Annotated in this window: 25 protein-coding genes; 5 read left to right on the forward strand and 20 right to left on the reverse strand. The window is 63.5% G+C overall.

From position 1 onward, the window contains the following. Positions 1-33 precede the first annotated feature (33 nt). Together KEC45_RS04045 and KEC45_RS04050 are read left to right on the forward strand one after the other, a co-directional pair. Positions 34-1,425 carry a cation:proton antiporter gene (locus KEC45_RS04045; protein ID WP_252172015.1) on the forward strand — a complete coding sequence of 464 codons (1,392 nt, stop codon included), beginning with the start codon at positions 34-36 and terminating at the stop codon, positions 1,423-1,425. Between the two features lie 70 nt (positions 1,426-1,495). After that, positions 1,496-2,212, forward strand: a complete 717-nt coding sequence (locus tag KEC45_RS04050; protein ID WP_062182786.1) for an extensin family protein — start codon at positions 1,496-1,498, stop codon at positions 2,210-2,212. On the opposite strand, the gene mddA is transcribed toward KEC45_RS04050, so the two are convergent. From mddA to KEC45_RS04110, 12 genes are all read right to left on the reverse strand, one after another. Then, positions 2,209-2,940, reverse strand: coding sequence for a methanethiol S-methyltransferase (mddA, locus tag KEC45_RS04055; RefSeq protein ID WP_062182783.1), 732 nt, complete (start codon positions 2,938-2,940; stop codon positions 2,209-2,211). The genes KEC45_RS04050 and mddA overlap by 4 nt on opposite strands. A 55-nt stretch (positions 2,941-2,995) precedes the next feature. After that, on the reverse strand, positions 2,996-3,352 hold the full coding sequence (locus tag KEC45_RS04060) for an iron-sulfur cluster assembly accessory protein (RefSeq protein WP_062182780.1): 357 nt from the start codon (positions 3,350-3,352) through the stop codon (positions 2,996-2,998). Next, entirely contained in the window at positions 3,352-3,822 is a 471-nt protein-coding gene (locus KEC45_RS04065; protein WP_062182777.1) for an SUF system Fe-S cluster assembly protein, read from the reverse strand. The genes KEC45_RS04060 and KEC45_RS04065 overlap by 1 nt, the downstream gene beginning before the upstream one ends. Further along, positions 3,819-5,021, reverse strand: a complete 1,203-nt coding sequence (locus KEC45_RS04070; protein WP_152682454.1) for an aminotransferase class V-fold PLP-dependent enzyme — start codon at positions 5,019-5,021, stop codon at positions 3,819-3,821. Before KEC45_RS04070 ends, KEC45_RS04065 begins: the two co-directional genes overlap by 4 nt. Positions 5,022-5,059: 38 nt before the next feature. Further along, complete coding sequence (locus KEC45_RS04075; RefSeq protein WP_083435936.1) at positions 5,060-5,785, reverse strand: SufD family Fe-S cluster assembly protein; 726 nt, start codon at positions 5,783-5,785, stop codon at positions 5,060-5,062. Next, positions 5,782-6,096 carry a hypothetical protein gene (locus KEC45_RS04080; protein WP_062182771.1) on the reverse strand — a complete coding sequence of 105 codons (315 nt, stop codon included), beginning with the start codon at positions 6,094-6,096 and terminating at the stop codon, positions 5,782-5,784. Before KEC45_RS04080 ends, KEC45_RS04075 begins: the two co-directional genes overlap by 4 nt. Beyond that, positions 6,093-6,836, reverse strand: coding sequence for a Fe-S cluster assembly ATPase SufC (gene sufC, locus KEC45_RS04085; RefSeq protein WP_062182769.1), 744 nt, complete (start codon positions 6,834-6,836; stop codon positions 6,093-6,095). Before sufC ends, KEC45_RS04080 begins: the two co-directional genes overlap by 4 nt. Positions 6,837-6,838: 2 nt before the next feature. Further along, a complete protein-coding gene (locus KEC45_RS04090) occupies positions 6,839-7,054 on the reverse strand; it encodes a hypothetical protein (protein ID WP_062182766.1) in 216 nt (71 codons plus the stop codon). Next, positions 7,051-8,538, reverse strand: a complete 1,488-nt coding sequence (gene sufB, locus KEC45_RS04095; protein WP_062182763.1) for a Fe-S cluster assembly protein SufB — start codon at positions 8,536-8,538, stop codon at positions 7,051-7,053. Before sufB ends, KEC45_RS04090 begins: the two co-directional genes overlap by 4 nt. Next, the gene (locus tag KEC45_RS04100) at positions 8,535-8,996 is read right to left on the reverse strand and encodes an SUF system Fe-S cluster assembly regulator (protein WP_252171505.1); all 462 of its coding nucleotides are present in this window, start codon (positions 8,994-8,996) and stop codon (positions 8,535-8,537) included. Before KEC45_RS04100 ends, sufB begins: the two co-directional genes overlap by 4 nt. Positions 8,997-9,307: 311 nt before the next feature. After that, complete coding sequence (locus KEC45_RS04105; RefSeq protein ID WP_062182757.1) at positions 9,308-10,195, reverse strand: helix-turn-helix domain-containing protein; 888 nt, start codon at positions 10,193-10,195, stop codon at positions 9,308-9,310. A gap of 102 nt (positions 10,196-10,297) precedes the next feature. Further along, a complete protein-coding gene (locus tag KEC45_RS04110; protein WP_062184203.1) occupies positions 10,298-12,112 on the reverse strand; it encodes a DUF885 family protein in 1,815 nt (604 codons plus the stop codon). A gap of 70 nt (positions 12,113-12,182) precedes the next feature. On the opposite strand from KEC45_RS04110, the gene KEC45_RS04115 reads away from it, so the two are divergent. The 3 genes from KEC45_RS04115 to KEC45_RS04125 all read left to right on the forward strand — a co-directional run bounded on the left by KEC45_RS04115 (position 12,183) and on the right by KEC45_RS04125 (position 17,026). Beyond that, complete coding sequence (locus KEC45_RS04115) at positions 12,183-13,256, forward strand: quinone-dependent dihydroorotate dehydrogenase (protein ID WP_252171506.1); 1,074 nt, start codon at positions 12,183-12,185, stop codon at positions 13,254-13,256. A gap of 224 nt (positions 13,257-13,480) precedes the next feature. Further along, complete coding sequence (gene ggt, locus KEC45_RS04120) at positions 13,481-15,172, forward strand: gamma-glutamyltransferase (protein ID WP_062182751.1); 1,692 nt, start codon at positions 13,481-13,483, stop codon at positions 15,170-15,172. Positions 15,173-15,220: 48 nt separating this feature from the next. Then, positions 15,221-17,026 carry a long-chain fatty acid--CoA ligase gene (locus tag KEC45_RS04125; protein WP_252171507.1) on the forward strand — a complete coding sequence of 602 codons (1,806 nt, stop codon included), beginning with the start codon at positions 15,221-15,223 and terminating at the stop codon, positions 17,024-17,026. 249 nt (positions 17,027-17,275) lie between these two features. Here KEC45_RS04125 and KEC45_RS04130 read toward each other — a convergent pair whose 3' ends face one another. From KEC45_RS04130 to KEC45_RS04165, 8 genes are all read right to left on the reverse strand, one after another. After that, positions 17,276-17,722 carry a hypothetical protein gene (locus tag KEC45_RS04130; RefSeq protein WP_238586699.1) on the reverse strand — a complete coding sequence of 149 codons (447 nt, stop codon included), beginning with the start codon at positions 17,720-17,722 and terminating at the stop codon, positions 17,276-17,278. 61 nt (positions 17,723-17,783) lie between these two features. Beyond that, positions 17,784-18,512: a hydroxyacylglutathione hydrolase gene (gloB, locus tag KEC45_RS04135; protein ID WP_062182741.1), complete on the reverse strand. Its 729-nt coding sequence runs from the start codon at positions 18,510-18,512 to the stop codon at positions 17,784-17,786. A gap of 68 nt (positions 18,513-18,580) precedes the next feature. Beyond that, positions 18,581-18,988: a VOC family protein gene (locus tag KEC45_RS04140; protein WP_062182738.1), complete on the reverse strand. Its 408-nt coding sequence runs from the start codon at positions 18,986-18,988 to the stop codon at positions 18,581-18,583. Positions 18,989-18,998: 10 nt separating this feature from the next. After that, positions 18,999-19,436 carry a VOC family protein gene (locus tag KEC45_RS04145; RefSeq protein WP_062182735.1) on the reverse strand — a complete coding sequence of 146 codons (438 nt, stop codon included), beginning with the start codon at positions 19,434-19,436 and terminating at the stop codon, positions 18,999-19,001. Between the two features lie 9 nt (positions 19,437-19,445). Continuing rightward, complete coding sequence (locus KEC45_RS04150) at positions 19,446-19,883, reverse strand: thioesterase family protein (protein WP_062182732.1); 438 nt, start codon at positions 19,881-19,883, stop codon at positions 19,446-19,448. Between the two features lie 9 nt (positions 19,884-19,892). Continuing rightward, complete coding sequence (locus KEC45_RS04155; RefSeq protein ID WP_062182729.1) at positions 19,893-20,654, reverse strand: alpha/beta fold hydrolase; 762 nt, start codon at positions 20,652-20,654, stop codon at positions 19,893-19,895. A 122-nt stretch (positions 20,655-20,776) separates the two neighbouring features. Beyond that, positions 20,777-21,031 carry a DUF6356 family protein gene (locus KEC45_RS04160; RefSeq protein ID WP_062182726.1) on the reverse strand — a complete coding sequence of 85 codons (255 nt, stop codon included), beginning with the start codon at positions 21,029-21,031 and terminating at the stop codon, positions 20,777-20,779. Between the two features lie 71 nt (positions 21,032-21,102). Further along, complete coding sequence (locus tag KEC45_RS04165; protein ID WP_062182723.1) at positions 21,103-21,477, reverse strand: VOC family protein; 375 nt, start codon at positions 21,475-21,477, stop codon at positions 21,103-21,105. Between the last annotated feature and the right edge of the window lie 107 nt (positions 21,478-21,584).

Raw genomic sequence — 21,584 nt, forward strand, 5'->3', positions numbered from 1 at the left:
CCTCGGCGTGGGGAGGGCAAATTGGCGTCACATATGGTCGATGAACTGATCCGCGCCGTCAGCGACGTTATCGGCGCGCACGGGCCCGCGGTGAACGCCGCGCAAAGCTACGCGCCCAGCGATTACAGCATCCATTTCTTCCTGCAAATCGCGGTGATCCTGCTCGTGTGCCGCGTCGTCGGCTGGCTCGCGCACCGCTTCATGAGCCAACCGCAGGTGGTCGGCGAGATGATCGCCGGCGTCGTGCTCGGCCCGTCGCTCTTCGGGCTATTCTTTCCCGAATTTCAGGCAGCGCTGTTCCCGAAAGAGACGCGCAATATTCTATACGTCGGAGCGCAGTTCGGCGTCGGGCTCTACATGTTTCTGGTCGGAACGACGCTGCGCCTCGATCATTTCCGGTCGAAGGCGAAGAGCGCGGTCGGCGTGTCCGTGGCGGGCATCGTCGCGCCCTTCCTGTTTGCTGCGGCGATTACTCCCTTCCTGCTCGACATCCCCGGCCTTTTTACCCAGGGGCTGGGCCAAGGCAGCGCGACTTTGTTCATGGGCGCGTGCATCGCACTCACCGCCTTCCCGATGCTCGCGCGCATCATCAACGAACGCGGCCTTGCGAACACCTCGCTAGGCACGTTGACCCTGACTGCCGGCGCTTTCGACGATGCCGTGTCGTGGTGCGTGCTGGCAATCGTGCTTGCGACCTTCGGCGCCGGCGCGGGCGTCGCGCTGCTTGCGATTGTCGGCGGGGTGGGCTTCGCGCTTTTCATGTTCTTCGTCGGCCGCAAACTTCTGATCCCGCTCGGCCGCGCTGTCGAGGCGAAGGGCGAGTTGACGGATGGGTGGCTGGCGGTGGTGTTGATGGCCTATGCGATGGCGGCGTTTTTCATGGACGCGGTCGGCATACACGCGGTGTTCGGCGGATTCCTGCTCGGCGCATGCATGCCGCGCGGGCTGTTGACCGAAGAGATCAAGAAGAAGATCGAGCCGATGACGGTCGTTTTTCTGCTGCCGATGTTCTTCACTTATTCGGGCCTCAACACACAATTGACCACGGTGAACAGCCTGTCGCTGCTGGCGATCGCAGCGGGCATATTGTTCGTCTCAATCGCGGCGAAATTCGGAGCCTGCTGGCTTGCGGCACGCCTTGCGGGGGAAGATAATCGGACGGCGATGGGCATCGGCGCATTGATGAACGCGCGTGGGCTGATGGAATTGATCATCATCAACATCGGCCTGCAAAAGGGAATCATCGGCCCGACCTTGTTCGCGATCATGGTCCTGATGGCGATCGTCACCACTGTGATGGCGGGACCGTTGTTCGAACTGCTCTATGGCCGCAAGGCGCGCGAGCAGGGGGAACTCGGTGCGCTGGGCACCGAAGGGCCCGATGACGCCCGCGCCAAAGAACGGCTGGCCACCGAACCCGCCTGAATCGGCACAAGCGCCGTCATCGAGCGGGACGGCGCTTTCAACGAGCGGAAAATTATGCTGTGCGGGACGAGTGAAGACTCTGCGCCCCTATCTGATCTGGTTCGGCGCCGCGGTCCTTGTGACCATCGGTGCGATCCTTGGCATGCAGTGGGTGCGAGCGCATCCCGAGCATGTTCCGGGGACACGCTTCGAACTCGCGCATCCATGGGGCTGGGCCACGCACCGAAAGCTGGAGACGCTCGCCAGCGACGACACCGCCTGTTTCGCTGCGTTCGACCGTGCGGGGGCGGGCTATCTCAGGCGCCCCGCGATCGGCACTGGCATGTGTCGCGCGAGCCAGCGAATGATCCTGACCAGCAACAAATTCGCGCCGACGATGCGCCCCGCGAATGTCGCGCCCGGCTGCGCGGTCACGGCGGCTCTCATTCTCTGGAATCGCGACGTCATTCAGCCGCTCGCCGAAAAATATTTTGGGCAAAAGGTCGTCGAACTCGAAAATCTTGGCAGCTATAATTGCCGCAAGATCGCGGGCGAGCAGGCGCAGAGCCAGCATTCGACCGCCAACGCGATCGACATTTCGGCCTTCGTCCTTGCCGACGGCACGCGCATCTCGCTGATCAACGACTGGGCGCCCGGCGACAAGCGCAGCGAGTTCCTCCACGAAGTCCGCGACGAAAGCTGCGGCCTGTTCAGCACGATATTGTCGCCCGATTATAATCGGGCGCACGCCGACCATTTCCATCTCGACATGGCGGCGCGGACGGCGGGCTGGACCGTCTGCCGCTAACGCCCGATACGCGGGATGAGCATTCCGACGCGCCTGCGATAGCCGACATAGGCCTCGCCGAAGATGTCGATCAGATCGCGTTCCTCGTAACGGATCGCGATCAGCATATAGATCGACACGCCGACCGCGAGCAGCAGATGCCCGACCGTCATCACCGGCGTCGCCCAAAAAGCGATGAAGAAGCCCGAATAGAGCGGATGGCGGACGAACCTGTAGAAGAAAGGTTGGCGAAGTACCGGCGGCGCTGCCGCACGCTCGCGGAGCGCGAACCAGGCCTGTTGCAGTCCGAACAGTTCGAAATGATTGATCAGGAAGGTGCTCGTCAGCACGATCAGCCAGCCACTAGCGAACAGCAACCAGAGGATCGCGGCGCCCGCACCATGGGTCACGGTCCACACCGGCGCGGTTAGCTGATGCCAGAAGGCCATCAGCACGATCAGCGCCGCGCTGGCGAACAGCACATAGGTGCTGCGCTCGATCGGCACGGGGACGATGCGCGTCCAGCCCGCCTTGAACCCCGGCCGCGCCATCACGCTGTGCTGGATGCCGAACAACGCGATCAGCGCCGTATCGATCAGCGCGGCTTTACCGGGCGATGCCACGCGCGCGAAGTCGACCGTCACCGGCACAAGCGAAAGATTGCCGACGAAGGCGATCAGGTACAAAAAGGTCGCGAAAAAGATCGCATAAGCCACTGCGGCATAAAGCAAATAGAGCGCACGCATCATGACAGCCCCTGCTATTTCAGAGGCGTTATAGCAGATTTCGCGCGGAAATGCGCGCCTAGACGGTAAAGCTCTCGCCGCAACCGCACGCGCCCTTGGCGTTCGGGTTCTCAAACACGAAGCCCGCGGCGAAATCGTCCTCGACCCAGTCCATCGTGCTGCCGATCAGGTAAAGCACCGACGCGCCGTCGATATAGAAGACGCCGCCTGGGGTCTCGATCTTCTCGTCGAACTTCTGCTCTTCGGTCACATAATCGACCGAATAGGCGAGGCCCGAACAGCCGCGGCGCGGCGTCGACAGGCGCACGCCGATCGCGCCCTCGGGCGCCGACGCCATCAGCTTCGCGATGCGCGCTTCGGCTCCGGCGGTGAGGGCGACGGCGGCGGGGCGTGCGCGGGTTTTCGTCTCGGTCATTACAGCATTCCCAGTTCGAGGCGCGCTTCGTCGCTCATATTCTGTGGGCTCCACGGCGGATCCCAGACCAGATTGACCTCGGCATCGCCGACGCCCGGAACCGCACCGACGCGCAATTCGACCTCGGCGGGCATCGATTCAGCGACCGGGCAGTGCGGCGTGGTCAGCGTCATCGTGACCATCACATGACCCTCGTCGATCTCGACATTGTAGATGAGGCCAAGATCATAGATGTTCACCGGGATTTCCGGGTCGAAGATGTCCTTCAGCGCGTTGATCACGGCTTCGTACAGGTCGCCGCCGACCGCGCCGGTTTCTACCGCCGCGGGCTTGGCCGCAAGAAAGCCTTCGAGATAGTCGCGCTTGCGTTCAAGCTTTTCGGGCGCAGTCTCTGCATCCTCGACGCGCGCCTTGGGCGGCGCCTCGACGCTCGCGACTTCTTCAACCTTGATCATCCGATCCTCGCTCATCCGAAAATCCTCTCGACGCGGGCGAGGCCATCGATCAGCGCCGCCACATCGTCGTCATTATTGTACACACCGAAGCTCGCACGCGCGGTCGCAGCTACGCCCAGATGCTCCATCAGCGGCTGTGCGCAATGGTGCCCGGCGCGGATCGCGACCCCGCTTTCGTCCAAGATAGTGCCGATGTCGTGCGGATGAACCCCCGCCATCGCAAAACTCACGATTCCGGCACTGTTTTCGGGGCCGAAGAGCGTGATGCTGTTCTTGCGCGCGAGTGCTTCGCGCAGTGTGCCGACTAGCGACACCTCATGCGCGTGGATCGCGTCGATGCCGATCGCTTCGACATAATCGACCGCCGCCGCAAGCCCGATCGCCTCGATGATCGCGGGCGTGCCGGCCTCGAAGCGGGTGGGGGCGGGGGCGTAGGTCGTCTTGGCGAACGTCACACGGTCGATCATCGAACCGCCGCCCTGCCAGGGCGGAAGCGTGTCGAGCTTGTCGCTCCACAGCACGCCAATCCCCGTAGGGCCGTAAAGCTTGTGGCCCGAGAAAGCGTAATAGTCGCAGCCGAGCGCCGCGACATCGACCGGCAGCCGCGGCACCGCCTGACAGCCGTCGATCAGCAATTCGGCGCCGACGCGGTGCGCGATCTCGGCAGCGCGTGCGACGTCGAGCGGGCTGCCGAGCACGTTCGAGACATGCGCGAAGGCGACCATATTATGTTCGGGGGTCAGCAGCTTTTCGGCGGCGTCGAGGTCTATGCAGCCGTCCGTGGTCAGCGGACACACATCAACCTGCCAGCCTGCAAGCTGCCAGGGCACGATATTGCTGTGATGTTCGAGCATCGACAGCAGTACGCGACCCTTCTTCGGATGCGAATAAGCGACCAGATTGATCGCCTCGGTCGCGCCGCGCACGAATGCGATCTCATTCTCTCGCGCGCCGATAAAGGCCGCAATCCGCCGTCGCGCCGCTTCATAGGCGAGCGTCATGTCGGCCGACCGCGCATAGACGCCGCGGTGAACGGTCGCATAGTCGCGGCCCATTGCGTTCACGGTGGCGTCGATCACCGCCTGTGGCTTCTGCGCGGTCGCGGCTGTGTCGAGATAGTGCCAGCCCGGCGTCAGGCCGGGGAATTGATCTCTAATCCCGTTCGTGTCGAGCGACGTTGAGACACCCCTAATGCGCGCACTACCGTTGGGCATCGCGACTTCGCTCGATGCGAACGGGGACGGGAGGTTGGTCACACCAACTCTCCCAGCTTCGCGAGCGCCAGCGCCTGCAGCTGTTCTTCATCCTCGGCGCCATCGAACACGCCGGCAACGAACGCCTGCAGCATCAGCTTCTTCGCCTCGCCGGGCGGCAACCCGCGCGACTGGAGGTAATAAAGCGCCATGGCGTCGAGTTCGCCGATCGCGCAGCCGTGCGCGCATTTCACATCGTCGGCAAAGATTTCGAGTTCGGGCTTGGCGTTGGCGGTGGCGCTGCGGTCGAGCAGCATCGCCTTCACATCCTGCTCGCTGTCGGTCTGCTGCGCATCGCGCGCGACGGCGACTTTGCCGAGATAGGTGCCGGTAGCGGTCCCGCCGAGCACCGACCGCACGACCTGCAGCGACGTCGCGCCGGGTTCGGCGTGGGTGACGGTGGTGACGATCTCCAGATTCTGCGTACCGCCGCCGATCTGCGCCGCGCCCAGGTGGAAGTCGGCGCCCTCGTGCAGGATTACATTGAGTTCGATGCGGCCATAAGCGCCGCCGATGTTGAGCACATGCAGCGATGCGGCCGCGCCCTTGCCGAGCACCAGGTCGATCTGCCGGATCTCGCCGGCGTCCTGCACGATCGCGCGCGCAAACTTGCCGCCGGCAGGCACGATGATGCTCTCGGGCGCAGGTAGCGGCCATGCCGCGGTAACCGCGTCGATGTCGCTATAGCGCCACGCTTCGTCGCGGCGGGTGGGGAGGGCGGTCATGGCCGGCGCTCCGCCCATTTGCGGCGAAAATCGGCGAGCAGCGTCGATTTGCGCTTGTCGATGCACGCCTTGACCTCGGCCTGGCTCGACGCCCCCTTTTTCACGCAAGCCGCGCTCGTCTTGCAGAGCTGTGCGTCGAGGCGCGCGTTGCCGCTGCTTTCGCTGAGGTCGCAATGGTAACGCCCTTTGGCGTCGCGGCCGACCATTACTGCAAGGCTTCCCAGCTTCTGTGCGATCACGACGATTTCCTCGTCGGTCGGCACTGGTTCGGGCGCCTGCGCAATTGTCAGAAGGGCGAGGGCGAGGATCACGCCGCGATCTCCGCATAGCCTTCGCGTTCGAGTTCGAGCGCGAGTTCGGGGCCGCCAGACTTGACGATCCGGCCGGCGGCGAGGACGTGGACGAAATCGGGCTGCACATAGTCGAGCAGGCGCTGATAGTGGGTGATCAGCAGCACCGCCTTGTCGGGACGGCGCATGATCGCGTTGATGCCGTCGCCGACGACGCGCAGCGCGTCGATGTCCAGCCCCGAGTCCGTCTCGTCGAGGATCGCGAGTTTCGGGTCGAGGATGCCCATCTGCACCATCTCGTTGCGCTTCTTCTCGCCGCCCGAAAAGCCGACGTTCACGGGGCGCTTGAGCATGTCCATGTCGAGCTTGAGCAGCCCCGCCTTCTCACGCGCCAGCTTCAGGAAATCGCCGCCCGACAGCGGTTCCAGCCCGCGCGCCTTGCGCTGGGCGTTCAGGCTTTCGCGCAGGAACTGGACGTTCGACACGCCGGGGATTTCGACCGGATATTGGAAGCCGAGGAACAGGCCAGCCGCGGCGCGCTCATGCGGGTCCATGTCGAGCAGGTCCTGCCCGTCGAATTGGGCCGAACCCTCGGTGACTTCATAACCGGGGCGCCCGCCGAGGACATAGGAGAGCGTCGACTTGCCCGCGCCATTGGGGCCCATGATCGCGTGGATCTCGCCCGCATTGATGGTGAGCGACAGGCCCTTCAGGATCGGCTTGTCGGCGACGGTGGCGTGGAGGTTTTCAATTTTGAGCATGATTAAGCCTGATAGGAATTGATGAGTTCTTTGAGCTTTTCAGCGAGCCCACGTGCTGAATCCACTGTCAGAACCACGATTGTGTCTTGGTCTTCATCCCAGTTCCGCTCTTGGCGAATGGTAATGTTTCCATAAGCGTTGATGTAAGCAGCGACGCCTTGGACGCTGTGCTGAACGACGTCTTCGTTTTCAGCGTTCCACTCAAAATCGTCGCTCATCCGACGCTCCCCTCAAGGCTAATCCCCAGCAATTTCTGCGCCTCGACCGCAAACTCCATCGGCAGTTGCTGCAGCACTTCCTTGGCAAAGCCGTTGACGATCAGCGCCACCGCTTCTTCCTGTCCCAGGCCGCGCTGCATCGCGTAGAAAAGCTGGTCGTCGCTGATCTTGCTCGTCGTCGCTTCATGCTCGACCGTCGCGGTCGGGTTGCGGACCTCGATATAGGGCACGGTGTGCGCGCCGCACGTGCTGCCCAAAAGCAAGGAATCGCACTGGGTGAAGTTGCGCACGCCCTCGGCATTCGGCGCGACGCGCACGATGCCGCGATAGGTGTTGTTCGACTTGCCCGCGCTGATCCCCTTCGAAACGATGGTCGAGCGCGTGCGCTTGCCATTGTGGATCATCTTGGTGCCGGTGTCGGCCTGCTGATAATTGTTGGTGACCGCGACTGAATAGAATTCGCCGACGCTGTCGTCGCCGTTGAGGACGCAGCTCGGATATTTCCACGTGATCGCGCTGCCGGTTTCGACCTGCGTCCACGACACTTTGCTGCGCTTGCCCTGACATAGCGCGCGCTTGGTCACGAAATTATAGATGCCGCCAAGGCCCTCGGCATTGCCGGGGTACCAGTTTTGCACTGTCGAATATTTGATCTCGGCATCGTCGAGCGCGACGAGTTCGACCACCGCGGCGTGGAGCTGATTCTCGTCGCGCATCGGCGCGGTGCAGCCTTCGAGGTAGCTGACATACGCACCCTTGTCGGCGATGATCAGCGTGCGTTCGAACTGTCCCGTATTCTCGGCATTGATGCGGAAATAGGTGCTGAGCTCCATCGGGCAGCGCACACCCTCGGGCACGTAAACGAAGGTGCCGTCCGAGAAGACCGCGCAGTTCAAGGTCGCGAAATAATTGTCGTGCATCGGCACGACCTTGCCGAGCCACTTCTTCACCAGTTCGGGATATTCGCGGATCGCCTCGCTGATCGACAGGAAGATCACGCCCGCGCGCTTCAATTCCTCACGGAAGGTCGTGGCGACGCTGACGCTGTCGAACACCGCGTCGACCGCGACCTTGCGCGCGCCCTCGACACCGGCGAGAACCTTCTGCTCCTCGATCGGAATGCCGAGCTTCTTGTAGACCTCAAGGATCTCGGGATCGACTTCGTCGAGGCTGGAGAGCTTCGGCTTCGCTTTGGGCGCCGCGTAGTAATAGGCGTCCTGATAGTCGATCGGCGGCACGTTGAGCTTCGCCCAGTCGGGCGTCTCCATCGTCTGCCAGTGGCGGAACGCCTTCAGCCGCCAGTCGAGCATCCATTCGGGCTCCTTCTTCTTCGCCGAAATGAAGCGGACCGTATCCTCGGTCAGCCCCTTGGGCGCGAAGTCGGTCTCGATGGTCGAGGACCAGCCATGTTCGTAATCGGCGACTTTTGCCGCGGCATCATGCGCGGCCTGATCCTTGACGGGGAGTTCGGTGTTGTCGGTCATAATCTGATCTCGTCGCCGGCCAGTGCCGGGATCGGCGGAGGGGAGGGGTGTTTCGGGGCGACGCTCAACGTCGCAAGGCTGATGTCCGCCAGCGCGCCGCGCACGGCGCCATTCACGACGCCCCAGTGCGGTTGCACCTTGCAACTGCCCTCTAGCGAACAATCATGGCGCCCTTCGGCGACGCAGGAGGTGAGGGCGATCGGTCCTTCGACCACTTCGATGATGTCGGCGACGCTGATCGCGGCCGCGGGCCGCGCGAGCCGCACGCCGCCGCCGCTGCCGCGCGACGCGACGAGCAGGCCGGCGCGCGCGAGCTGGCTCACCAGCTTCTGCGCGGTCGGTCCCGGGATGCCCGTCTGTTCGGCGAGCATGCCCGCGTGAATCGGCACCGACCCGCACTGGCGGGCGGCGGCGCTCATCAGCACCACGGCATAATCGGCAAGGTTGGACAGGCGCATATTATTTTCCGTCGCCGTTGCGAACGATTCTTAACTGGAGCAAATTACTCCACTTACATAGGCGCGCAATCGCCGCGGCGCAAGCAATCGCGGATATGCGGGGCGATAGAAAAGTTGCCCCAAAAAAAAGGCACCCATCCGGCCAAAGCCAAATGAGTGCCAAGATGAAGGTCTCAAGTCCTCGTCAGAGGATGAGCTCTTCTGGGTCGCAGGGGTGAATTATGCCCCCGCGCTGATTCGCGATTGGATGAAAACGCCAAAACGACGCGGCACGAAATTTTGATGGTTAATGCGTGCCCTAGGGCCAGGCCCTAGGTCTCGGAGACGAGCGGGCTGACCTTGCCCGCGAGTTGTTTGCGGCCCTTCGTCGTCGCCTCGGTATAGCTGGTCGGTTTGCCGAGCTGGCCGGGGGTCGCGCCGGCAAAGCGCTTTATCTCGCGGATCAGGTGCGACTGGTCGTAAAAGGCATCGCCGAGCTGCGCGGAGTCGAGCCCTTCGCCGCGGGCGAGCGCCGAGGCGGCGCGGACCGCGCGATATTTGCGCGCGAGCATTCGCGGCGACAGCCCGTAATAAAGCTTCGTCATGCGCTCGACCGAGCGGATCGACATGCCGGTCGCCTCGACGAGTTCGGGAACCTGCGGCGAGGGCGATGCGGTCAGCCAGCCGTCGACGGTGCGGATGAACCACATCGGCGGCTGTTCGTTGCGGGTCAGCACTTCGCGCGCGAAATTATTGCCGATGACGAGCTTTTCCTCGACCGTCTTGGCATTTTCCAGCGCCGCCGCGACCTCGTCGATCCACGGGCCGAACAGGTCGGCGGCGTCCATCGCACGGTCGGTCAGCTTGTCGGCATCGTCGCCCATCAGCGCCGCCCAGCCCCCGGGCAACATGCCGAATCCGAACAATTGCGCCGGGCAATTGCTGATCGCGCGGACGCGCGCACTTGTCGGCCCGATGATGTTGGCGCGGCAGACGGTCGCGCGATAGCCGTCCTCAAAGACATATTCGCCGTCGGCATTGGTCACGAAACGGAACTGCGGGCGGTCCGCCCGCTCATATTCGTCGAACCGTGGAAGGTTCAGCCGCGCGAAATAGAAGCTCGACACCATTTCCGCCAGATCGGGATCTGGCGGGAAATAGTGCAATTCGAACGGCGCACTGCCGTCCACGCCCACGAGCGAGGAAGAAATATCCGACATCAGACCCAGACCTCTGGCTCCCGTGACCCGGTTGCCTTATTTTTTCTGGATCAAATCATTTGCGTTTCGTCCCCGCGCGTCAAGCGCCAATCGTCAATTTACTTAACCCTTCTGCGCGGCGATCCACATATCGACCCGCCGTTCGAGGACATCGAGCGGTACCGGACCCGATTCCAGCACGACGTCGTGGAAGGTACGGAAGTCGAACTTGTCGCCGAGCGCCGCCTGCGCGCGGCCGCGCAGTTCCATGATCTTGAGCTTGCCGATCAGATAGGCGGTCGCCTGCCCCGGATAGACGATATAGCGCTCGATCGCCTTTTCGATGTCGCCGTCGGGGTTGGGCGTATTGTCCTTCAGATATTTGATCGCCTGCTCGCGGCTCCAGCGCTTGTCGTGGATGCCCGTGTCGACGACGAGCCGGCACGCGCGCCACAGCTCCATGCCGAGCCGGCCAAAATCGCTATAGGGATCGGTATAGAAGCCCATGTCCTTGCCGAGTTCCTCGGTATAGAGGCCCCAGCCTTCGGTGTAGGCGGTGAAGCCGCCGAAGCGGCGGAAGGCGGGCAGGCCGGTGAGTTCGGTTTGTACCGCGCGCTGCAAATGATGTCCGGGAACGCCCTCATGATAGGCCAGCGCCTCAAGCTCGGTCTTCGACATATCCTTGAGGTCGAAAAGATTCACATAATAGATGCCCGGACGCGACCCGTCGGGCGACGGTGAGGAGTAAAAGGCCTTGCCCGCCGATTTCTCGCGGAATGCCTCGACCGCCTTCACCTGCAAATGCGCCTTGGGCAGCGTGTTGAAGAAGGCGGGCAGGCGTGCTTCCATCGCCTTCACCTTGGCATCGACGTCGGCGAGATAGGCTTCGCGGGTCGTATAGAAATATTGCGGGCTGGTGCGCAGGTGCGCGAAGAATTGCTGCAGCGTGCCCTTGAATCCGACCTTCGTCATGATCGCCTTCATCTCGCCATGGATGCGCGCGACTTCGGCGAGGCCGAGGTCGTGGATCTGCGCCGCCGTCATGTCGGTCGTCGTGTAGTTGGCGAGGAGCGCCTCATAATAGGCCTTGCCGTCGGGCAGCCGCCACACGCCATCTTGCGTCGGCGCGCTCGCCTGCTGGCGCTTCATTTCGGCGAGCAGACGGTCATAGGCGGGGCCGGCGCTTTCGGCCCACGCCGTTTTTGCCGCCGCGACCAGCCGCGCTTTCTCGGCGGCTTCGATATCGAGTTTGCCGACCTTCGCGACGATGTCTTCGACCACCGCATTGTCGGGCTTCTGCAGATTGCCGATGTCGGAGATGAGGTACGCATAGACCCACTTCGGCGGCTGGATGCCCTTTTTCGCGCGTTCGGCGGACTGCGCCGACAGCGCATCGAGTATGGGGCCCAGCCCGCGGATGCGCTCGATATAAGCTTCGGCTTCGGCGGCGCTGGCGATGCGGTGGATGTTGATGAGGAAGGCGGGCATCTGACTCTGCGCGCCGTTCATCTGGTCAAAGATATAGCCATGGTCGCGGAACGGAAACAGGCGGTCGGCCCGCGCGGCCTGCGTGTTGAACAGTTCGAACGACAGCGCTTCGTCGGCGGTCAGTCGGGCCGGATCGAAGCTTGCGCGCATCGCGGCCGCCGTCGCTTGCTGAAGCTTGTGGTTCGCGACCGCGGTTTCGTCGGAGACATCGTTCCATTTGCCATAGTCGCCATCACGAATCCCGCGCCGCGCCTTGGCTTCGGGTGAAAGCGAGAGTTGCGCTGCGTCATAATTTTCAAAGAATTGCGCAAGGTTCGCGCCCGCCGGCGCGGCTTCGGGTGCAGCAGCGACGGGTGCCGGCGCTTTCTGCACCGCGGCCGGGGCACATCCCGCCACGGCGAGCAGCACGAGGCCGGTGGACAGGCGAGCGATAATCTTGAGGTGCGACACGAATTTCTCCCGGTTTTTCCGATGCGGACGGGGCTTGCCATAGCGTCCTCGCGCGCGCAATGGCGGGGCCATGTCGCTCTTCGCCTCGCTCACCGATAGCGCTTATGCGCTCGTCCGTCCGGTCGTCCACGCCACCGATGGCGAGGCGGCGCATAACCTTACGCTCAGCGCGCTCCAGCCGCTGCCGCGCGCGCGCCATGCGCTGACCAGCCCGGCGCTCGCGACCGAGCTGGCGGGGCTGCATTTCCCGAACCCGGTCGGCCTTGCGCCGGGTTTCGACAAGGATGCGCGCGTCGCGCATGTCATGCCGCATTTCGGCTTTGGCTTTGTCGAGGTCGGCACGCTGACCCCGCTGCCGCAGGACGGCAACCCGCGGCCGCGGCTGTTCCGCCTGGTCGAGGATCGCGCGGTGATCAACCGTATGGGGTTCAACAATGGCGGGCAGGAGAAGGCGGCCGAACGCATCGCGTGCCTGCGCCGCTATGGCCTGCCCGTGCCGCTGGGCATCAATATCGGCGCGAACAAGGATAGCGCCGACCGCATCGCCGACTATGCCAAGGGTACCACCGCGATGGCCCCGCTCGCCGACTATCTGACCGTCAATATCAGCTCGCCGAACACGCCCGGATTGCGCGCGTTGCAGGACAAGGGCGCGCTGGAGGCGCTGCTGGACGGCGTCGCGGCGGCACAGCCTGCCGGCGCAGGCAAGCCCATATTCCTCAAGGTCGCGCCCGACCTGGAGCCCGCCGATATCGACGACATCGTGGCTGTTGCGTTCGACAAGGGGCTTGCCGCGGTCATCGTCTCGAACACCACGATCGTGCGTCCCGCGCTCGCGTCGCGCCACGCGGAAGAAGCCGGCGGCCTTTCGGGTGCTCCGCTCGCCGAACTGGCGCTGCAACGGGTGAAAGATTTCCGCACCGCGAGCGGCGGCAAGCTCCCGCTCGTCGCCGCGGGCGGTATCTCATCGGCCGAGCAGGCTTGGGACCGGATCCGGGCGGGCGCCACTCTGGTGCAGATTTATTCGGCGATGGTCTACAAGGGCCCAGGCCTCGCGGCGCGGATCGCGCATGGACTGGAGAAGTTCGCGGAGCGCGATGGTTTTGTGCGTGTGTCGGACGCTGTGGGGACGGGCGCGGCCTGAACCTTCCCCCTTGATGGGGGAAGGATACGCAGCCTTGCCGCAGAGCGGCTAGGCTAAGTTGGATGGGGGTGATGGTGCGCCATTGCGCGGCGGCTTCAGGCCGAAAGCACACCCCTACCGCTGCGACTAGCGAACAAGTTCGAAAGTCTCGCTGCCTCCCCCATCAAGGGGGAGGAGGTGGTGTGGGGTTGCCTTGACCGGAGGCGCGCGCCAATGTCGCGCGCATGTTGAAAAGATTCCTCCCTCTCGCCGCCCTTCTTTCCGTCACCGTCTCTTCGCCCGCGCTTGCGCAGGGCGTCACCTCGTCCGCCGATCCGCGTGCGACCGAGGCAGGGCGCGAGATTCTGCATCAGGGCGGGACCGCCGCCGACGCCGCGATCGCGATGGTCGCGGTGCTGACGCTGGTTGAGCCGCAGTCTAGCGGTATTGGCGGCGGCGGCTTCATGGTCCACCACAATGCCAAGGACGGCAGCATCTCGACGATCGACGGGCGCGAAATGGCGCCCGCAGCGGCCAAGCCCGAACGTTTCCTCGGCCCCGACGGCAAGGCGCGCGGCTATATGGATGTCATTCCCGGCGGCCTGTCGGTGGGTGTGCCCGGCAATGTGCGCCTGATGGAAATGGCGCACAAGAAATGGGGCAAGCTTGAATGGAAGGCGCTGTTCCAGCCCGCGATCAAGCTTGCCGAAGAAGGCTTTATCGTCACCCCCGCGCTCAACACCTGGCTCGTCCAGTTCGAGCCGATGTGGAAGGAGTTTCCCGCTCCGAAGGCGATCTATTATGTCGACGGCAAGCCCGCCCCTGTCGGCACGCGCATCAGGAACCCAGCTTATGCCAAGCTGCTCCGCGATATAGCGGCGCGCGGTCCTGAGGCCTTTTATTCGGGTGCCAATGCCAAGGCGATCAGCGACGCGGTCGCCAATGCGCCGCGCCACCCGACGCAGCTCACGGTCAAGGATATCGCCGCCTATAAGGCGAAGGAGCGCCCCGCGGTTTGCACCACCTACCGCGTCTACAAAGTCTGCGGCATGGGCCCGCCATCGTCGGGCGCGACCACCGTTTTCGGCATTCTCGGCATGATCGAGGGCTGGGATATGAAGACGATGGGCAAGGATAATCCGATGAGCTGGCACCTGCTTTCCGAAGCGATGCAGCTCGCCTACGCCGATCGCTCGGCCTATCTCGGCGACGGTGATTTCGTCGATGTTCCGGTGAAAGGCCTGCTCGACAAATCCTATCTTGCCGAGCGCCGCCAGTTGATTTCGCCTTATGGCGCCGCGGGCAAATATGAACCCGGCACGCCGCCGGGCGCGAAGCCGCGCGCCGCCGCGCCGCCGGTGCAGGAACAGGGGACGACGCATTTCGTCACCGCCGACAAGGACGGCAACCTCGTCTCGATGACATCGACGATCGAAAGCATCTTCGGCAGCCAATTGATGGCGAACGGCTATTTCCTCAATAACGAACTGACCGACTTCGACCTCGCCCCGACCGAGGGCGGGGTGCCCACCGCGAACCGCGTCGAAGCGGGCAAGCGTCCCTTGTCCTCGATGTCGCCGACCGTCGTTTACGGCCCCGACGGCAAGGTCGTGCTCGCAGTCGGGTCGGCGGGCGGCAAGCGCATCATCATGCATGTGACGAAGGTGCTGGTCGGCGTGCTCGACTGGGGCCTCGACGCCAAGCAGGCGATGGAGCTTCCGAACCTGTTCTTCGGTCAGCAAGGCGTGCTGATCGAGAATAACGAGGCGGGCAAGGCGATCGCCTCGAAGATGAAACCTTTCGGTTACAGCTTCACCGCGACGAGCCTCGGCTCGAAGCTCAACGCTGTCGAACGCACCGCCGACGGCTGGCGCGGCGCGGCCGATCCGCGCGGCCCCGGCAGTTCGTCGATCGACGGCGCACCGGCGCAGAATTGAACCAACGATAACAGAACAACACACCAAATCTCCCTGGAGAGAGGCAGAATGAAGCTCGTAAATCCCCATCTCGACCATTTTCCGAGTCTGGTCGCGATGTTCTTCGACCGTGCGGGGCGCCGCGGCGAAGATCCTTTCCTGTGGCGCAAGGCCGATCGCTCTTGGCAGCCGCTGAGCTGGCGGCAAGTCGCCAATCAAGTGTCCGCGCTTGCGCACAGCCTGCGCGAACTTGGCCTCAAGGAAGGCGACCGGGTGGTGCTGGTCAGCGAGAACCGGCCCGAATGGTGCATCGCCGACATGGGCATCATGGCGGCGGGTTGCATCACCGTGCCCACCTATACGACCAACACCGAACGCGACCATCAGCACATCCTCGACAATAGCGGCGCGAAGGCGGTGATCGTCTCGACTGCCAAGCTTGCGCGCACGCTGATGCCCGCGGTGATGCGTTCCGAGGCGCATATCGTGATCAGCATGGAAAGCCTGCGCGTCGGCCAGCAGGGCGAGGTTGCGGTCTATGATTGGGAACCGCTCGTGCAGGGGGGCGAGGCATGGCTTGAGGAAACGAAAGCGCGTGGGCTCGCAATGAAGCGCGAGGATACCGCCTGCCTTATCTACACCAGCGGCACCGGAGGCGCGCCGCGCGGGGTGATGCAGCATCATGGCGCAATCCTGCACAATGCAGCGGGTGCGGCCGAAGTGCTCGTCAACGACTTTGGTATCGGCGACGAGGAAGTGTTCCTGTCGTTCCTGCCGCTCAGCCACGCCTATGAGCATTCGGGCGGCCAGTTCCTGCCGATCATGGTCGGCGCGCAAATCTATTATAGCGAAGGGCTGGAAAAGCTCGTCTCGAACATCGAGGAGACGCGCCCGACGATCATGGTCGTTGTCCCGCGCCTGTTCGAGGTGATCCGTGCGCGCATGATCAAGTCGGTTGAGAAACAGGGCAAACTTGCGAACTGGATGCTGCGTCAGGCGCTGCGCGTCGGCGAAAAGGATTATGAGCGGCGCATGGGCGTGCTCGACCGTCCGGTCGACCTTATCCTAGACAAATTGTTCCGGCCCAAGATCGGCAAGCGTTTCGGCGGCCGGATGAAGGCGCTGGTGTCGGGCGGCGCGCCGTTGAACCCCGAAATCGGGGTGTTCTTCCACTCGATCGGGCTGACGCTGTTGCAAGGCTATGGGCAGACCGAGGCGGGGCCGGTGATCAGCTGCAATCGCCCGAGCGCCGGGATCAAGATGGATACTGTCGGCCCGCCGCTGATGAACACGGAGGTGCGCATCGCCGACGACGGCGAAATCCTTGTGCGCGGCGAGCTGGTGATGAAGGGCTATTGGCGCAACAAGGCCGAGACCGAGCGTGTGCTCGTCGATGGCTGGCTCCACACGGGCGACATCGGCCATATCGACGACAAGGGCCGCATCGTCATCACCGACCGCAAGAAGGACCTGATCGTCAACGACAAGGGCGACAATGTCTCGCCGCAGCGGGTCGAGGGCATGCTGACGCTCCAGCCTGAAATCCTGCAGGCGATGGTCTATGGCGACAAGCGCCCGCATATCGTCGCCATTCTTGTCCCCGATCCCGAATGGATGGCCGAATGGGCCGAGGCGGAAGGCTTGCCCAAGGATCTCGAGCGGCTACGCGAGCATGAGAAATTCCGCGGCGCGATCCGCGCCGCGGTCGACCGCGTCAACGGCCAGCTCTCGGTGATCGAAAAGGTGCGCAAGTTCGACTTCGCCGACGAAGCCTTTACGATCGAGAATGAGCAGATGACGCCCTCGATGAAAATCAGGCGCCATATCCTGAAGCAGGTCTACGAAGACAGGATCGCGGCGCTATACAAGGCTTAACTCCTCCCCCTTGATGAGGGAGGCAGCGAGACTTGCCAGCGTGCTGGCTAGTCGCAGCGGTAGGGGTGCGGTCTCGGCCTGAACCGGCGGAGCGATGACGCACCATCACCCCCATCCAACTCCGCCTAATCGCTCCGCGACAAGGCTGCATATCCTTCCCCCATCAAGGGGGAAGAGAACATAAGCAGGCGGGGTTGCGACCCGAAGAGCTCGGCGCAAACCGGTCCCCGCCTGCGACTGAACCTTGGCTCAGCCTTTGTCCCCCGCCGGTTTGCGATAGGGGACGAATTCACCAAAAACACAAGTAGGGCCGCGGATTCCGCTCGACCGGTCGACCAGGTGGAAGAAATCGCCTTCGCAGGTCGACGACCCGAACTGGCGTACCACCATGATGTCGCTGTCCCGCGCAAGACCCGGACAACTACTCTTCAAGTCATTCCTGTATACCAGATTACCGCTGGAACGATAGAGCAAGATGCTATCCGACACGCGAATGGTATCATTACTTCGATAATTGGGAAGGCAGCGGACGGGCGGCCCCGGAACCTTGCCCGCGAGCTGCTTGTCGAGCCGCTCCGCCTGTTTGGGGGTCAGCGCGGCGGCACCGGGCTCGCCCGAACCGGCGGGCGCGCAGCTTGCGACCAGCGGCGCTGCCGCAGTCAACAGCGCGGCAGCCATCAGGTTCAGCTTCGCCATGAATATGCTCCTTGAGATCGGCCATAATAGCCTTTGCGGATGAATAGGTGCTGAAGCGGCATCATGCCGCATCCTTGAGCGCGCGGATACGGCCGAGTTCGGCCGCGCTCGGCGCGCGGAGAAAGGGGTTGGTCGCGCGCTCCTCGCCGATGCTCGTCGGCACCGTGGCCTCGCCGGCGGCGCGCGCGGACTCGACCGCGGCGAGCCGTTCGGCCAGCGCGACATTGTCGGGCTCGACCGTCACCGCAAAGCGTGCGTTCGACAGCGTATATTCGTGCGCGCAGTAAACGCGCGTCGCATCGTCGAGCGTGCCGAGTTTCTGCATATTGGCGAACATCTGTTCGGCGGTGCCCTCGAACAGGCGGCCACAGCCCATCGCGAACATCGTGTCGCCGACGAAGATCGCGGCATCGTGCGTGAAATGATAGGCGATATGGCCGGCGGTATGCGCGGGTACATCCCAGACGTCGGCGACATGTTCGCCCAGTCGCACCTTGTCGCCGCCCTTTACCTGCACGTCGAGCGTCGGGATGCGGGCATATTCGGCGGCGGGGCCGGTGATCGTGCAGCCAGTCGCTTCCTTGATCGCCGCGTTGCCGCCGGTGTGATCGGGATGCCAGTGAGTGTTCCAGATATCGGTAATCGTCCAGCCGCGTTCCGCCGCTGCCGCAAGTACCGGCTCGGCGACGGCGGGGTCGACGACCATCGTCGCACCGCTTTCAGGGTCATGGACCAGCCAGACATAATTGTCGCTGAGGACGGGAATTCGGACGATGTCCAGCGCAGCCATGATATCTCCTTTCCAGCGTCTCGCCCCTTCAAGACGGAGCGGCGGCGCCGGGGCCTTGGTCTGCCTGCTCAGCCCAGAAGGGCGTCATATCCCCGCTCGTTGAACTCGATCAGGCAGAATCCGTTGCCGAAAGGATCGGCGAACATCGCCTGTCTGCCATAGGGAAGATCCAATGTCTCGCCTTCCTGCACCGCGCCTGCGGCAAGAGCTCGCTGGGCCGCGTCGTCGAGGCTGGCGACCGAAAAGTCAGGATGCACCGGCGTCCAATGCCGGTTGTAGCGGCGGAAATCGCCGCCACGGGGGCCGATCGTCGACCCGGCGGGCTTGGCGATCAGATAGATGGGCACCTCGCACCCGGTCAGTTCGACGATATCATCGTCGAACCGCCGGGCCGCGGTCAGCCCCAGCGCATTTATATAGAAATGCTCGCCAGCGGCGAGGTCGGGCACGTCGATATTGATCAACAGGCCCGGCATCGCGCCGCTCCTACCAGGCGCCGGTGTTGGGCATCGACGCCCAGGGTTCCTGCGGCGGCAGATGGCCTTCCTGCAGCAGTTCGACCGAAATGCCGTCGGGCGAGCGCACGAACGCCATATGGCCGTCGCGCGGCGGGCGATTGATCGTCACTCCGGCGTCCATCAGCCGCTGGCAGGTCGCATAGATATCGTCGACGCGATACGCGAGATGACCGAAATTGCGCCCGCCCGAATATTCCTCGGGCGCGCTGCCGTCGGCGGGCGGCCAGTTATAGGTCAGCTCGACCTCGGCCATGTCGCCCTGTCCGGGGGCGGCGAGAAAGATTAGCGTGAACCGGCCTTGTTCGCTGTCGAAACGGCGCGTTTCCTCCAGCCCGATCAGCTTGAAGAAATCGACCGTGGCGTCGGGATCCGATACGCGGATCATCGTGTGAAGATATTTGGTCATCCGCCCATATTAGGCGCGAAGGGGGCGATCTTCAAACGCTTCGAACAGGGATACGAATGCATCGGGCACCGGGGCGGTTGCACCCTGTGCCTCTTCGACATGGACGCTGACTTCCAGCCCCGTCGCGCGCAGATCGTCCTTTCCGGCGCCGTGCAGTTCGAACAGGAAGGTCATCGAACTGCGGCCGACGCGCGAGCAGCGCACGCAAATGTCGATTTCCTCGTCGAGCAGGATCGGCACCTTATAATCGACCTCGGCACGCGCGACGTGGAATTCGGGGCTGTCATTTGCGGGCCAGCGATCATAAACCCCCGCCGCGCGCCAATATTCGGTGATGCCGATATCGAAATATTCGAGGTAACGGCTGTTGAAAACCACGGCCTGCGCGTCGATCTCGGCATAGCGGACACGCTTTTTGACGCTGAATTTGAAATCGCTGCGGGCCATGATGATCCTCTAGTTGGTCGCGAGCCGCGCGACGGTGTCGATAAGCAGCGCGATATCGGTGTCGCGCGACAGGCGGTGGTCGCCACCCTTGACCAGCGTCACCTGCACATCCGCGCTCGCAAGCGCCGCCGACAGGCGCAGGCTGATATCGGGTGGTACGTCGCCATCCTCTTCGCCGTGGAGCAGGCGAACAGGGCAGGCGAGGGGGATTTCGGCCGCTAGCAGCCGGTTCGCCTCGCCCGACTGGAAAAAGCCGCGCGTCGTCACATAGGGTTGGTCGCTGTACGGCGTTTCCTCGACCAGCGCGCCCTCGGCGAGGATGATCGCCTTCTCGGCATCGCTGAAACCCCAGTCGGTAAAGTCGGGCGCCGCGGCGATCCCGACGAGCCCCGCAACCCGGCCCGGCCCGTCGCGCTGAACAAGCGCCAATGCGGTCAGCAGCATCAGCCACCCGCCCATTGACGATCCGACGATGATCACGGGTCCCTCGGCCTTCGCATCGATCAGGTCGAGCACATCGCCGCGCCAGTCGAGCAGGGTCTGGTCGGCGAAAAGGCCGTCCGACAATCCGCAGCCGGCGTAATCGAGCAGCAGGCAGGCATGGCCCTCGGCCGCCGCCCAGTCGAACAATGCGGTCGCCTTGCCGCCCGCCATGTCCGACATATAGCCGGGCAGGAAGACGATCGTCGGGCCGGCACCCGGCGTATGGCGATAGGCGAGCCGCGGGCGGCCCGAACGGTCGAGATAGCTGGGTACGGTAGGGTCGCCCATTCTCTAATTCCGTTCGTGTCGAGCGAAGTCGAGACACCCATCGGGATAGCGCGAGGCCGAGGGGCATCTCGACTTCGCTCGATGCGAGCGGGATTCAGGCGTACCAGTAGGGCGCACGCGGATCAGATGACCCAGTCGATCGTGCTCATCTGCATGACGGCCTGCCCCTTGGCGCGCCGCTTTTCGACCATGATATGGTTGAGCCGCTGGATCGTGTCGCTGCCGGTCGTGATGCACCAGCCGGGAACGACCGCATGGACGAGCGCGCAGAGGCCGCCATAGATCATCGTGACGCCAAATTTCGACGCGACGCCGAAATGTTCGATGTAATTTTCATCGACGCTCTTCGGATGGTCGACGAACAGGCGATTGAACATGGGGGTGGCTCCTTTTCGGCTGTCGTCGCCCTAGCGGCGGCCGGCGAGTCCCGCAAGGCCGGCGCGGCTGATCACTCGATCAATCGGCTCGGCCAGCCGATGCGCACCAGCGTCTCGTCGGGGTCGGAAAGCGCGAATTCATACATTCCCCACGGCTTGTGCGTCGGCGTTTTTATGGGGCCGAGGATCGCGTCGCCGACGACCTCCGCAAGCTCGGCAACGCTGTCGGTGTAAAGGTAGAGGCCAAACGGATTCTGATTGCGTTCCGGCCAGGTCGGTCCCGATTCATTGGTCAGGTGAAGCTGCCATCCCTTGCCGTCGTCGAGCAGGCGATAGGTGCCGTAATCGCTGACGACCGACAGGCCGAGTCTTTCGTAAAAGGCTGTGCTCGCATCGAGATTGCTGCACGGCAAAATCGCCACGATGCTGTGGGTCGGATCGGTCATGCTGGCAACTCCATCAAGGGCGCCCTATTTATGACGGGCAACGCCCCCGAACACAAACCTTGCCCGAACGTCGCACCCCTTGCGGCGGCGCAGCATGACTGGCAAAG

Origin of the sequence: Sphingopyxis sp. USTB-05, from assembly GCF_023822045.1 — a bacterium.
Taxonomy (GTDB): domain Bacteria; phylum Pseudomonadota; class Alphaproteobacteria; order Sphingomonadales; family Sphingomonadaceae; genus Sphingopyxis.